This is a genomic window from Pseudomonas svalbardensis (genome assembly GCF_030053115.1).
GTDB lineage: Bacteria > Pseudomonadota > Gammaproteobacteria > Pseudomonadales > Pseudomonadaceae > Aquipseudomonas > Aquipseudomonas svalbardensis.
The window spans coordinates 5844217-5857774 of sequence record NZ_CP125619.1; the positions used below are offsets into that span (position 1 = coordinate 5844217).

Annotated in this window: 13 protein-coding genes; 6 read left to right on the plus strand and 7 right to left on the minus strand. The window is 59.0% G+C overall.

The annotated features are described in order from the left end of the window. Positions 1-236 precede the first annotated feature (236 nt). Both QFX16_RS27055 and QFX16_RS27060 read left to right on the plus strand, forming a co-directional pair. Positions 237-905: a polysaccharide lyase family 7 protein gene (locus QFX16_RS27055; RefSeq protein ID WP_283181991.1), complete on the plus strand. Its 669-nt coding sequence runs from the start codon at positions 237-239 to the stop codon at positions 903-905. A 527-nt stretch (positions 906-1432) separates the two neighbouring features. Beyond that, positions 1433-1726 carry a fructose-bisphosphate aldolase gene (locus tag QFX16_RS27060; RefSeq protein WP_140674909.1) on the plus strand — a complete coding sequence of 98 codons (294 nt, stop codon included), beginning with the start codon at positions 1433-1435 and terminating at the stop codon, positions 1724-1726. A gap of 166 nt (positions 1727-1892) precedes the next feature. Here the strand turns inward: QFX16_RS27060 and fba are convergent, their stop codons facing one another. The 6 genes from fba to tkt all read right to left on the minus strand — a co-directional run bounded on the left by fba (position 1893) and on the right by tkt (position 8198). Continuing rightward, positions 1893-2957 carry a class II fructose-bisphosphate aldolase gene (fba, locus tag QFX16_RS27065; protein WP_046045276.1) on the minus strand — a complete coding sequence of 355 codons (1065 nt, stop codon included), beginning with the start codon at positions 2955-2957 and terminating at the stop codon, positions 1893-1895. 129 nt (positions 2958-3086) lie between these two features. After that, on the minus strand, positions 3087-3419 hold the full coding sequence (locus QFX16_RS27070) for an MliC family protein (RefSeq protein WP_283181992.1): 333 nt from the start codon (positions 3417-3419) through the stop codon (positions 3087-3089). A 56-nt stretch (positions 3420-3475) separates the two neighbouring features. After that, positions 3476-3697: a hypothetical protein gene (locus tag QFX16_RS27075; protein WP_283181993.1), complete on the minus strand. Its 222-nt coding sequence runs from the start codon at positions 3695-3697 to the stop codon at positions 3476-3478. Between the two features lie 34 nt (positions 3698-3731). Further along, entirely contained in the window at positions 3732-4895 is a 1164-nt protein-coding gene (locus QFX16_RS27080; protein WP_283181994.1) for a phosphoglycerate kinase, read from the minus strand. Positions 4896-4907: 12 nt separating this feature from the next. Beyond that, positions 4908-5975, minus strand: a complete 1068-nt coding sequence (epd, locus tag QFX16_RS27085) for an erythrose-4-phosphate dehydrogenase (RefSeq protein ID WP_282483226.1) — start codon at positions 5973-5975, stop codon at positions 4908-4910. Positions 5976-6200: 225 nt separating this feature from the next. Then, positions 6201-8198, minus strand: a complete 1998-nt coding sequence (gene tkt / locus QFX16_RS27090) for a transketolase (protein WP_283181995.1) — start codon at positions 8196-8198, stop codon at positions 6201-6203. 273 nt (positions 8199-8471) lie between these two features. Here tkt and QFX16_RS27095 point away from each other — a divergent pair, with 273 nt between their 5' ends. From QFX16_RS27095 to QFX16_RS27110, 4 genes are all read left to right on the plus strand, one after another. Next, positions 8472-9467 (plus strand): ArsR/SmtB family transcription factor, encoded by a 996-nt coding sequence (locus QFX16_RS27095; RefSeq protein ID WP_283181996.1) that lies wholly within the window; start codon positions 8472-8474, stop codon positions 9465-9467. Between the two features lie 18 nt (positions 9468-9485). Then, the gene (metK, locus tag QFX16_RS27100) at positions 9486-10676 is read left to right on the plus strand and encodes a methionine adenosyltransferase (RefSeq protein WP_283181997.1); all 1191 of its coding nucleotides are present in this window, start codon (positions 9486-9488) and stop codon (positions 10674-10676) included. Positions 10677-10835: 159 nt separating this feature from the next. Further along, the gene (gene ligB / locus QFX16_RS27105) at positions 10836-12515 is read left to right on the plus strand and encodes an NAD-dependent DNA ligase LigB (RefSeq protein ID WP_283181998.1); all 1680 of its coding nucleotides are present in this window, start codon (positions 10836-10838) and stop codon (positions 12513-12515) included. A gap of 98 nt (positions 12516-12613) precedes the next feature. Continuing rightward, positions 12614-13009: a DUF1090 domain-containing protein gene (locus QFX16_RS27110; protein WP_283181999.1), complete on the plus strand. Its 396-nt coding sequence runs from the start codon at positions 12614-12616 to the stop codon at positions 13007-13009. 15 nt (positions 13010-13024) lie between these two features. On the opposite strand, the gene QFX16_RS27115 is transcribed toward QFX16_RS27110, so the two are convergent. Continuing rightward, positions 13025-13474: a c-type cytochrome gene (locus tag QFX16_RS27115; protein WP_283182000.1), complete on the minus strand. Its 450-nt coding sequence runs from the start codon at positions 13472-13474 to the stop codon at positions 13025-13027. Positions 13475-13558 lie beyond the last annotated feature (84 nt).

Here is a 13558-nt window from a genome sequence, read left to right on the forward strand (position 1 = left end):
GCAGAAGCTATCAGTACGCCATCATTTAACCAAAGCGTCCATTTGCCGACTAACGGTCGGCGCCACAGCCCTCTAAAACCGGGAAAGATGGCCTTTTAACAGGATTTTGACGTCACCCGTTTGTCATTTACGCATTAACAAATTGAACTTCTGCGATTATAAGGACTGCCCCCAAGGTGCGTGCTAGAGCTTCTGGCACGTGCGTGCAGCAAAAAAATCCGTGGAAGCTTTTGTCTATGATCGATCTCGCAACCTGGAACCTCAGCGTTCCCGTCGGCAATCCGCCGTACACCGTTGAAACATCAAAACTGGTGGATGGCTTCAAGGATCAATACTTCCACTCCAACACCGGCACCTTGTTTTTCTGGGCCCCGGTCACCGGTGCTACAACTGAAAACGCAAAGTATCCCCGCACTGAACTTCGCGAAACCTACAGCAATGGGACCCTGAAAAACTGGCGCTACCCGGACGCCGACAACTCCCTGCGTGCCACCCTGGCGGTGAACCAGGTACCAACCTCGGGCAAGATTGTCATTGGCCAGATCCACGCCTATGAAAGCCAGAAGCCCATGGTGAAGCTCGAGTATCAGTACTCGACCAGCACGCAGTCAGGCAACATCGTCGCCAAGGTTCGTATGCGCCCTGATGACGATGACGCACGGACAATCACCCTTGCTACCGGGGTGAAACTGGATCGGGAGTTCAACTACCTCATCCACCTGAGCCCAGGCGGCGCGCTGGGCATCAGTGCGGCGGGCTACCAGTGGGACACCGAAATCAGCAAGACCTGGAGCGTCAAGCCGCTGTACTTCAAGGCCGGGGCTTATGTGCAGGACAACACCGGGTACACCAGCGAAGGCGGGAAAGTGACGTTCAGCAAGCTGGATATTGATCACGATAAGTAGCTCTCTCCCGCTGGGAATGCGGACTGGGACGCTCCCAGGAACAACTCGATCTCTGTAGCAGCTGCCGAGCCTGCGAGGCTGCGTCCGAGGACGAAGTCCTCGCAAGCCCGAAGAACCCGGTCTACCTGAATATATGGGGTGTCTGATTTACGACTGCTGCGTCCGAACGCGGCCCGAGCCGAACGCAGCCTCGCAAGCTCGACAGCTGCTACAAATCCCAGCGTCCGAAAACCTCGTAGGACCTCTCCGACCGTGGCGAGGGAGCTTGCTCCCGCTGGGTTGCGAAGCAGCCCCAACCCAACCCCCCAATTTCCTCAGACACACCACATCGCCCGGTTCTATTGCCCCTACACCACCGAACGAGACCAAACCGTCTCGCCACATGACCGCAAAGGCGTCCTACAGCCCGGTTGCGGCTACCCGAATCGCTGCCTAAAGTTGGCCTGTCGCTGACATTGTTGGCGACAGGGTTTCGCAGCCCTTACGGTACGAGTAGCTCTCCTTTTAGACACGAGGACGATTTACTTATGACAATGAACAACCCGCCCCGCCGCTTCACCCCCATGTCCCAATTCGCCACCGACTACCCCGTCCTGCTCATCGACAGCGACGCCCCGCTACGCGAACTCCACAACTGCGTCAGCGAACGCCTCAACGCCGTCCTCAAATACCTGAACCTCATGGCCTGCACCAGCCTGCCGGACTATGCCGAGAACGACATCAACACCGTCACCAACATCGCCCGGATCATGGTCCAGGATGTGAGCGATGTGTTTCGGGTGATTGAGCAACGTGGGTTTGACGAGAAATCGAACCGCTAAAATAAGATGGATGTCACCCATATCGGACTTTTCTGCCTCGATCCTTAAAAATGTCCGTTATAGGTGACATTGATTCGCCGCGCATTAGCTGCGCCGCGTAAAAATCTCCGACCATAAAAAACCCGCCTCTCGGCGGGTTCATTAATGCGACTCAGACACCAAAGGCTTAGTTAACCTTAGCGTTCAACTCACCCTTCAAATACCGCTGATACATTGCTTCCAACGAGATCGGCTTGATCTTCGAAGCATTACCCGCCGTACCAAACGCTTCATAACGAGCGATACACACATCACGCATCGCAGTAACAGTCGCGCCAAAGAACTTACGCGGATCAAACTCACTCGGGTTGGTTGCCATCAGGCGACGCATCGCACCGGTGGAGGCCAGGCGCAGGTCCGTGTCGATGTTAACCTTGCGCACGCCGTGCTTGATGCCTTCGACGATTTCTTCAACCGGTACGCCGTAGGTTTCTTTGATGTCGCCGCCGTACTGGTTGATGATCGCCAGCCAGTCTTGCGGAACCGAAGACGAACCGTGCATCACCAAGTGGGTGTTCGGGATGCGTTTGTGGATCTCTTTGATGCGGTCGATGGCCAGCACGTCGCCGGTAGGCGGCTTGGTGAACTTGTACGCGCCGTGGCTGGTACCAATGGCGATGGCCAGGGCGTCGACTTGGGTGCGCTTGACGAAGTCAGCGGCTTCTTCCGGGTCGGTCAGCATTTGGCTGTGGTCCAGAACGCCTTCGGCGCCGATGCCGTCTTCTTCACCAGCCATGCCGGTTTCCAGCGAACCCAGGCAGCCCAGCTCGCCTTCTACCGATACGCCGCAGGCGTGAGCCAGGGCTACAGTTTGTTGGGTAACGCGGATGTTGTAGTCGTAGTCGGTCGGGGTCTTGCCGTCTTCGCCCAGGGAACCGTCCATCATCACCGAGCTGAAGCCCAGTTGAATGGAGCGCTGGCAGACGTCAGGGCTGGTGCCGTGGTCCTGGTGCATGCACACCGGGATGTGCGGGAATTCTTCGATTGCCGCGAGGATCAGGTGACGCAGGAACGGTGCACCGGCGTATTTGCGAGCACCGGCCGAAGCCTGGACGATCACCGGGGAGTCAGTCTTGTCAGCGGCTTCCATGATGGCGCGCATCTGCTCAAGGTTGTTGACGTTGAAGGCTGGAACGCCGTAGCCGAACTCGGCTGCGTGGTCCAGCATCTGGCGCATGCTGATAAGTGCCATTGTGTGTGCATCTCCCGGTTGAGGGTCGTTAATCGTGCCAGCCTGCCGTAGCGGCGGCGGCTATTCAAGTTATTGCAGATCGGGGGTCAGCCCTGCCTGCCAATTCGGTGTTGCCTCAATCTTGCGGCGTTACTGCACTTTGCAACCGCGGCCGATCAAATCATTGGTGGCGACCCAGTACACCAGGCCTTCCTCACCTTTTATGTGAAACGCCAGCATGTCGTTGCTGTACAGCGAACCGTCGGCGCCCGGTTCATGCTTCAAGCGGTAGACCTGATCGGCACCGCCCAGGCGAACGTCGACTTCCTTGCGGCTTTCGTCGGTGTAGCGCCAGAGCACGTTGGCCTGACTGTCACAGGTCCAAGTGGTCCAGCTGTCCGTCGATTCGGCAGGCTTGAACAGGTTCAAATTGGTGCAACCTGCCAGCAGAGCCAGCGCCGTAACGGCGATAAAACCTTTCATCCATGTTCCTCGACTGACGACGCACGCCGCCAGCCCTGAGTAAAGTGTCAGACCCGTCAAGGGCAACCATGTTCCTTGGCTGGGGTCTGCGTCTCGTATTTGTCCAGGCCATCAGGCCCGGAACGCTTGTTGATCACCGGGTTGGTTTCGGCCTGCCAGTCGGCCTGATAGCAGCCTTTGTCCTGTTCAGGCGTCTCGGGTACCTTCGGGGCTTTCGGGTTACTCCCGCAAGCCGCCAGCGAACCCGCGACAATCAATAGCGCTAACGTCTTGACCATCTGAACACTCCTTTGCCTGGTCAAATGGGCGGCCTCAGGCCTTGGCCCGGCTTTCCAGGACTTCAACGGCCGGCAGAACTTTGCCTTCGACGAACTCGAGGAACGCGCCGCCACCGGTAGAAATGTAGGAGATCTGACCGGCAACGCCATATTTATCGATGGCGGCCAGGGTGTCGCCGCCGCCAGCGATGGAGAACGCCGAGCTTTCTGCGATGGCCTGGGCCAGGACTTTGGTGCCGTTACCGAACTGGTCGAATTCGAACACGCCCACCGGGCCGTTCCACAGGATGGTTTTGGACGACTTCAGCAGCTCGGCAAAATTCGCCGCGGTCTGTGGGCCGATGTCCAGAATCATGTCGTCTGCGGCCACATCAGCGATCAGCTTGACGGTAGCCGTGGCGGTTTCAGCGAATTCCTTGGCAACCACGACGTCGACCGGCAGCGGCACGCTGACCTTGGCGGCGATGGCGCGAGCGGTGTCCAGCAGGTCCGGCTCGTACAGGGACTTGCCGACCGGGTGACCGGCAGCCGCCAGGAAGGTGTTGGCAATGCCGCCGCCGACGATCAGCTGGTTGCAGATCTGACTCAGGCTGTTCAGCACGTCGAGTTTGGTCGAGACCTTGGAGCCGGCAACAATCGCCGCCATTGGCTGGGCCGGGGCGCCGAGGGCTTTGCCCAGTGCGTCCAGTTCGGCGGCCAGCAACGGGCCTGCGGCCGCGACTTTGGCGAACTTGGCCACGCCATGGGTCGAACCCTCGGCGCGGTGAGCGGTGCCGAAGGCGTCCATCACAAACACGTCGCACAGTGCGGCGTATTGCTGGGCCAGTTCGTCAGCGTTCTTTTTCTCGCCCTTGTTGAAGCGCACGTTTTCGAACAGCACGATGTCGCCGGCCTTCACGTCAACGCCGCCCAGGTAATCGGCCACCAGCGGCACTTCACGTCCCAGAGCCTTGCTCAAGTAGTCAGCGATTGGCTTGAGGCTGTTCTCGGCCGAGAACTCGCCTTCGGTCGGACGGCCAAGGTGCGAGCAGACCATCACGGCCGCGCCTTTTTCCAGGGCCAGCTTGATGGTCGGCAGCGAGGCCAGGATACGCGCATCGCTGGTGACAACACCGTCCTTGACTGGGACGTTGAGGTCTTCGCGGATCAGTACGCGCTTACCTTGCAGATCGAGGTCGGTCATCTTCAACACGGTCATGGGTCGCATTTCCTACTGTTTTGGAGAGCAGTGTTTTGGTGAGCCAGCTGATTGCAGATAGTGTTCCGCAACATCCAGCATTCGGTTGGCAAACCCCCATTCGTTGTCGAACCAGGCCAGGATGTTCACCAGCCGTGGGCCGGAAACTCGGGTCTGACTGGCATCGACGATGGCCGAATGTGGGTCATGATTGAAATCACAACTGGCGTGAGGCAACTCGGTGTAGGCCAGAAGGCCCTTGAGCGGGCCGCTGGTGGCAGCCTCGCGCAAAATCCGGTTGACCTCGGTGGCGTCGGTGTCGCTCACGGTCTGCATCGTAATGTCGAGGCAAGACACGTTAACCGTCGGCACCCGCACGGCTTTGGCCTGAATTCTCCCGGCAAGTTCCGGTAACAGGCGTTCGATGCCGCGCGCCAGACCAGTGGACACCGGAATCACCGACTGAAACGCCGAACGGGTGCGGCGCAAGTCTTCGTGATGATAGGCATCGATCACCGGCTGATCGTTCATCGCCGAGTGAATGGTGGTGATCGACACGTATTCCAGACCAATGGCCTGATCCAGCAGGCGCAACAGCGGCACGCCGCAGTTGGTGGTGCAGGACGCGTTGGACACCAGCAACTCGTCACCGGTCAGGCAATCCTGGTTCACGCCGTAGACGATGGTGGCGTCGACATCCGCCTCGCTGGCCATCGGCTGGGAAAACAGCACCCGCGGAGCGCCGGCATCCAAGAAACGCTGGCCATCTTCACGAGTGTGGTAAGCGCCGGAGCACTCCAGCACCAGATCGACGCCCAGCGACGCCCAATCGATGCCTTCGGGGGTGGCACTGCGCAGGACCTTCACGCAGTCGCCATTAATATGCAGACAATCGCCGTCGACCTTCACTTCCCCGGGAAAACGCCCGTGAGTGGAGTCGAAGCGAGTCAGGTATTCGATGCTGGCCATGTCCGCCAGATCGTTGATCGCAACAATTTCAAACCCGGCCTTCTCGCCTCGCTCAAACAACGCACGCAAGACGCAACGACCAATCCGGCCGTAGCCGTTGAGTGCAACTTTGTAAGGACGCGGTTGAGGCATGGGGTTCTCGATAGACGCGGGCAGACGAATTCTATGTACCAATACGGACCTGTAGCAGCTGGCGCAGCCTGCGTCCGGCCGCGAAGCGGTCGTAAAATCAGGCACCGCGCTCCAGTTAAAGATACGCGTTGTCGGGTTTACGACCGCTTCGCGGCCGAACGCAGGCTGCGCCAGCTGCTACAGGAATCGCGGCAGGCATGAAAACATAACTGCCACGTCCGTGTTTTAGTCTTCCAGCAGCTCTTCAGCCTGACCCAGGATGTTTTCCAGGGTGAAGCCGAACTCTTCGAACAAGGCTGGCGCAGGCGCCGACTCGCCGTAGGTGGTCATGCCGATCACGCGGCCTTCCAGGCCGACGTACTTGTACCAGTAGTCCGCGTGGGCGGCTTCGATAGCGATACGGGCGCTGACCTGCAACGGCAGAACCGCTTGCTTGTAGCCGGCGTCCTGAGCATCGAACACGCTGGTGCAAGGCATCGAGACAACACGCACCTTGCGACCTTGTTCGTTCAACTTGTCATAGGCCTGAACCGCCAGACCGACTTCGGAACCGGTGGAGATCAGGATCAGCTCAGGCTCGCCGTCGCAGTCCTTCAACACGTAACCGCCACGGGCGATGTCGGCGATCTGGAACGCATTACGGGTTTGGTGCTGCAGGTTCTGACGCGAGAAAATCAGCGCCGAAGGGCCGTCCTTGCGTTCCAGAGCCATTTTCCAGCACACCGCCGATTCAACGGCATCGGCTGGGCGCCAGGTGTCGAGGTTCGGCGTGCTGCGCAAGCTGGTCAGTTGCTCGATCGGCTGGTGAGTCGGACCGTCTTCGCCCAGACCGATGGAGTCGTGGGTGTAGACGAACACGACACGCTGCTTCATCAGCGAGGCCATGCGCACTGCGTTGCGGGCGTATTCCATGAACATCAGGAAGGTCGCGCCGTAAGGCACCAGACCGCCGTGCAGGGTCACGCCGTTCATGATCGCGCTCATGCCGAACTCGCGAACGCCGTAGTACATGTAGTTGCCGCTGGCGTCTTCAGCTGTAACACCTTTGCAACCTTTCCACAGGGTCAGGTTGGAACCGGCCAGGTCAGCGGAGCCGCCCAGCAGTTCAGGCAGCAGCGGGCCGTAGGCATTCAATGCGTTCTGGCTGGCTTTACGGCTGGCGATGGTTTCGCCTTTGGCAGCGACTTCAGCAATATAAGCCGAGGCTTTTTCAGCGAAGTCTTCCGGCAGTTCGCCGCTCAGACGACGAATCAGCTCGTTGGCCAACTCAGGGAAGGCAGCAGAGTAGGCAGCGAAACGCTGATCCCATTCGGCTTCGGCCGCGCGACCGGTTTCCTTGGCGTCCCACTCGGCGTAGATGTCGGCCGGGATTTCGAACGGACCGTGGTTCCATTTCAGCGCAGCACGGGTCAGCGCGATTTCCGCGTCGCCCAGTGGGGCGCCGTGGCAGTCTTCTTTACCTTGCTTGTTCGGCGAACCGAAACCGATGGTGGTCTTGCAGCAGATCAGGGTTGGCTGATCGCTTTTGCGCGCAGTTTCGATCGCGATCTTGATCTCTTCAGGATCGTGACCGTCGACGTTGCGGATGACCTGCCAGTTATAAGCTTCGAAACGCTTAGGCGTGTCGTCGGTGAACCAGCCTTCGACTTCGCCGTCGATGGAGATGCCGTTGTCGTCGTAGAAGGCGATCAGCTTGCCCAGACCCAAAGTACCGGCCAGGGAGCCGACTTCGTGGGAAATGCCTTCCATCATGCAGCCATCACCCAGGAACACGTAGGTGTGGTGGTCGACAACATTGTGGCCCGGACGGTTGAACTGCGCCGCCAGGACTTTTTCTGCCAGGGCAAAACCAACGGCGTTGGCCAGGCCTTGGCCCAGTGGACCGGTAGTGGTTTCAACGCCTGGGGTGTAGCCGAATTCCGGGTGACCCGGGGTGCGGCTGTGCAGTTGGCGGAAGTTTTTCAGGTCATCGATCGACAGGTCATAGCCGGTCAGGTGCAGCAGCGAGTAGATCAACATCGAGCCGTGACCGTTGGACAGCACGAAGCGGTCACGGTCGGCGAACGATGGATTGCTCGGGTTGTGCTTCAGGTAGTCACGCCAAAGTACTTCGGCGATATCCGCCATACCCATAGGGGCACCGGGATGGCCGCTGTTGGCTTTTTGCACGGCATCCATGCTGAGGGCACGAATGGCGTTGGCACGCTCACGACGGCTGGGCATCGCTGTTCTCCTGCGGATATTGAATCGAGAGTGAATAAAACGAAACGGAAAAAAGGCGAGCATTTTCCCTCACCCACCCGCCTCGGGGCAATGACAGATAGTCATCTGAAGGCGTTTTTCCGGTGGATAAAGTCGCATTCGCCTGGTGAAACCTTTCCGCTGACGATTTGTAGAGTGACCCTTTCCCCGAGAAGTGCCATCTATCGAGCAATATCAAAACTTTTTGATATTGCTCTTGCGGTGCTTTCTGACCGTCACTAGACTGCTGGCCTTATGAATTTACGTGTGCCTTCCATTCGACATGACGATTGCGATGAGCTGGCGGCCTTGTGCAAGGCCGGCGGCGATCCTCTGCGTCTGAATGTATTGCGCGCGCTGGCCAACGATTCGTTTGGCGTACTGGAGCTGGCGCAGATCTTTGGCATCGGCCAGTCCGGCATGAGTCATCACCTCAAGGTATTGGCCCAGGCCGATCTGGTGGCGACTCGCCGTGAAGGCAACGCGATTTTCTACCGCCGCGCCCTGCCCCACACCGAATTGCTGGGTGGCAGGCTGCACGCCGCGCTACTGGATGAAGTGGACAACCTGACCCTGCCTGCCGACGTGCAGTCGCGGATTGGTCAGGTCCATGGGCAACGCGCGGCGGCCAGCCAGGACTTTTTCTCACGGGTCGCGGAGAAGTTTCGCGCCCAGCAAGACTTGATCGCCGGTCTGCCGCAATACCGCGAAAGCGTGGTGGCATTGCTCGACAAACTAAGTTTCAGCGAAGGCGCCACGGCCATCGAAGTCGGCCCCGGAGATGGTGCATTTCTGCCGGAACTGGCGCGCCGCTTCACCCAGGTCACGGCGCTGGACAACAGCCCGGCGATGCTCGAACTGGCGCGCCAGGTTTGCGAACGTGAAACGCTGGCGAACGTCAGCCTGCAATTGGCCGATGCATTGAACGGTGTCCGCCTCAAGGCTGACTGCGTTGTACTGAACATGGTGCTGCACCATTTCGCCGCGCCGGCCGAAGCACTCAAGCACATGGCCAACTTGCTGCAACCGGGCGGTAGCCTGCTCGTGACAGAGTTATGTAGCCACAACCAGAGTTGGGCCAGGGAGGCCTGCGGTGATCTCTGGTTGGGGTTTGAACAGGACGATTTGGCCCGTTGGGCCACCGCTGCGGGACTCGTTCCCGGGGAAAGCCTCTATGTAGGCTTACGTAATGGTTTCCAGATCCAGGTCCGCCATTTTCAGCGACCGGCTGGCGACACTCACCATCGGTAAATTCAGGAAAAAATCGAGATGAGCGAATACTCCCTCTTCACCTCCGAGTCCGTGTCCGAAGGACATCCGGACAAAATCGCCGACCAGATTTCCGATGCTGTGCTGGACGCCATCATTGCTGAAGACAAGTTCGCCCGTGTAGCGGTCGAGACTCTGGTAAAAACCGGCGTTGCAATCATCGCAGGTGAAGTCACCACGTCGGCCTGGGTCGACCTGGAAGAGATCGTGCGTAACGTGATTCTGGACATCGGCTACAACAGCTCCGATGTCGGCTTCGACGGCGCCACTTGCGGCGTGATGAACATCATTGGCAAGCAGTCCCCTGACATCAACCAGGGTGTCGACCGTGCCAAGCCTGAAGATCAAGGCGCCGGCGATCAGGGCCTGATGTTCGGCTATGCCAGCAACGAAACCGACGTGCTGATGCCAGCACCGATCACCTTCTCGCACCAGTTGGTTCAGCGTCAGGCCGAAGCCCGTAAATCCGGCCTGCTGCCTTGGCTGCGCCCGGACGCAAAGTCGCAAGTGACTTGCCGTTACGAAGGCGGCAAGGTTGTCGGTATCGACGCCGTTGTACTGTCGACCCAGCACAACCCTGACGTGTCGTACAAAGACCTGCGCGAAGGCGTGATGGAACTGATCGTCAAGCACGTACTGCCTGCCGAACTGCTGACCAAAGACACTCAGTTCCACATCAACCCGACTGGCCAGTTCATCATCGGCGGCCCGGTAGGCGACTGCGGTCTGACCGGTCGCAAGATCATCGTTGACAGCTACGGCGGCATGGCCCGTCACGGCGGCGGCGCGTTCTCCGGTAAAGATCCATCGAAGGTTGACCGTTCGGCCGCCTATGCGGGTCGTTACGTGGCCAAGAACATCGTGGCGGCCGGCCTGGCCGAGCGTTGCGAGATTCAGGTTTCCTACGCCATCGGTGTTGCTCAGCCTACGTCGATCTCGTTGAACACCTTCGGCACCGGCAAAATCAGCGACGACAAAATCGTCAAACTGGTTCGCGAAGTGTTCGACCTGCGTCCATACGCAATCACCACCATGCTCGACCTGCTGCACCCGATGTACCAGGAAACCGCTGCGTACGGCCACTTCGGTCGTACTCCGACTACCAAGACAGTGGGCGATGACACTTTCACCACCTTCACCTGGGAAAAGACCGACCGCGCCGATTCCTTGCGCGCTGCTGCCGGCCTGTAAGACTTCCCCGGCGATACCAAAAGCCCCGCACGGTTCGCCGTGCGGGGCTTTTTATTGCCTGCTTTCCAGAGGCCGACACACGCTGAAAAACAGCCGGCCCTCTCATCCTGATAATCCGTCCTAGCCTTCCAGCATTCCACTTGAGCAAGGACGCTCACGATGCCGCTCAACCTGCGCGTGTTTTTCGGTTTTCTACTGATCATTTTCTGTCTGACCTCCCACGCGGCCAAGTGCCCCGACTGGCCCCCCGCACGCGCCCTGGACGAAATCACGTCACTGCAGAAACAAATCGACCTCTGGGACGACAGCTATCACCGGGGCGGCCGCTCATTGGTCGCCGATGAACTCTACGATCAGTCCCGTGCACGACTGACCGAATGGCGCACTTGTTTCGACTTGGGCCAATCCGTAGAACCGTTGCGCACCGCGGGCGGCACGATCCCGCACCCCATCGCCCACACGGGCCTGGAAAAACTCCGCGATGGTCGCGCCGTTGAAGCCTGGCTAAAAGGACGGAGCGATGTCTGGATTCAGCCCAAGGTCGACGGCGTGGCGGTGACGCTGATCTACCGCAAAGGCCTGCTGACTCAGGCAATCAGCCGCGGCGACGGAGTAAATGGCCAGGACTGGACGGCTTCGGCGCGCCAAATCGCTGCCATCCCCCAACAATTGCCACAACCGCTGGACCTGCTGCTGCAAGGTGAACTCTATTGGCGCCTGACCGACCACATACAGGCCCGTGCCGGCAGCCTCAATGCACGCGCCACAGTGGCCGGTTTGATGGCCCGCAAAAAGTTAAGCACTGAGCAAGCCGCCGGGATCGGCCTGTTTGTCTGGGACTGGCCCCAAGGACCGGCCAGTTTGCCCGCCCGCGTCGCAGCCCTGGATGAGTTGGGTTTCCCGAGCACCGCAGCTTACAGTCACTCGATCAAGGTATTTGCCGATGCAGAACGCTGGCGCGATCACTGGTATCGCTCGCCCCTGCCCTTCACCAGTGATGGCATTGTCCTGCGCCAGGATCAGCGCCCATCCGCCGAGCGCTGGCAGGCTAAACCGCCTTATTGGAGCGTCGCCTGGAAATACCCTTTTGCCCAGGCCCTGGCCGAGGTGCGCAAGGTCCACTTCAAGATTGGACGGACCGGACGAATCACCCCGGTACTGGAACTGACGCCAGTAATGCTCGATGACCGGCAGATCAAGCGAGTCAGTGTGAGCTCACGGCAACGCTGGAAAACACTGGATATCCGGCCCGGAGATCAGGTCGCCATCAGCCTGGCAGGCCTGACCATTCCCAGGCTTGACGGTGTCATGCTGCGCAGCACCCAACGCGCTGAATTGAGCGTACCGCTGGCAGAGGACTTTCATCATTTGAGTTGCTGGCAGCCGACACCGGGGTGCGAAAGCCAATTCCTCGCCCGACTGACCTGGCTCAGCAGCAAGCAGGGACTGGCTTTGCCACATGTTGGCCCTGGCACTTGGGAGAAACTTTTCGAAACAGGCCGCCTGAACGGCCTGCTGGATTGGTTAACCCTCGATGCTCAAGAGCTTGCTAACATTGACGGCTTCGGCGAACGCAGCAGTGCTCGTCTTTTGAACAGCTTCAACAGTGCCCGGCAACGCCCATTCGCTCGCTGGCTCAAAGCCTTGGGTTTGCCACCGAGCGGCCAGGCACGCCTCGCCAACTCATGGCAGGAACTGGCACAACGAAGCACCGAACAATGGCAGGCAGAACCTGGCATCGGCCCGGGACGCGCAGCGCAGTTGAGTGCATTTTTCCGCGACCCGCAGGTCCTGGCCTTGAGTGAAACATTACGTGTTGCCGGGATTGACGGTTTTTAACAACGGGTGATGCCCACCAACCCGGAACCCAATGGCGCCGCCGGGCTCAAACACCCTATCGCCACATAGACCCGATTGCCTTTTCACATGGAGCCTTTATGAAACTTCTTTCACCGTTCGCCCTGTTGACCCTTTGCAGCGTGATGGCCACTCCACTGATGGCCGCCGAAGAAGCTCCAGGGCTGACCGGCTGCGCCGCGAAGAAGCAGGGCATTATCAACCAGATTGAACTGGCCAAGTCTCACGGTAATGCTGATCAGCAGGCAGGACTTGAAACTGCTCTGAGCGAAGTCACCGCTCAATGCACCGACGCTTCCCTGAAGAAAGAACGGGAGAACAAGGTGCTCGACGCCAAGCACGAAGTCAGCAAGCGTCAGGCTGACCTCGACAAGGCAATGAAGAAAGGCGACGCCGAGAAGATCAACAAGCGCAAAGACAAACTCGCCGAGTCACGCAAGGAATTGCAGAACGCACTTGATGAGCTGGATAAGTAAGGATCAGTTCAGGTCTCAATGATCCCGAAACTCTTTATGGCAAGCACTGCAAGCATCTTCGACCTTCTGCACCGCCGGCCCAAGGTTACTGGCCTTGTAAGGCTGAACCTTACTGGCAATCACCAATTCACCGGTGGCGACTTCAAGGGTGCGGGCCATGTCCTGGAAGTGTTCCTGTTTCTGCCAGACATCGCTCTTGGCGCTGGTGTGATCTTCTTCGCGCACCTGCGGAAAATGTTTCCACGGTTCACGGGACAGCGCATCGAGCTTCACGGCACCGTCAGCGAATTTCGGACCGTCAAACGGGATGCGACCACGTAACATGCCGCCCAGGTCTTCGCCGGTCTTGAGCATTTGCTTGAAGATCGCCTTACGCTGGCCCAGCGGCGAGTTGGGATCGACACCACCGCAGGCAGACAACGTCAGGCAGGCCAGCAATACAACAGAAAGTCTTTTAAGAGTCATGGTGGCTTCAGGTCACGGGAAACGGCGGCCAGTATCCTCGCGTCATCGGCAAAGACCAATAGCCCTATTATCAATACGGGTTGT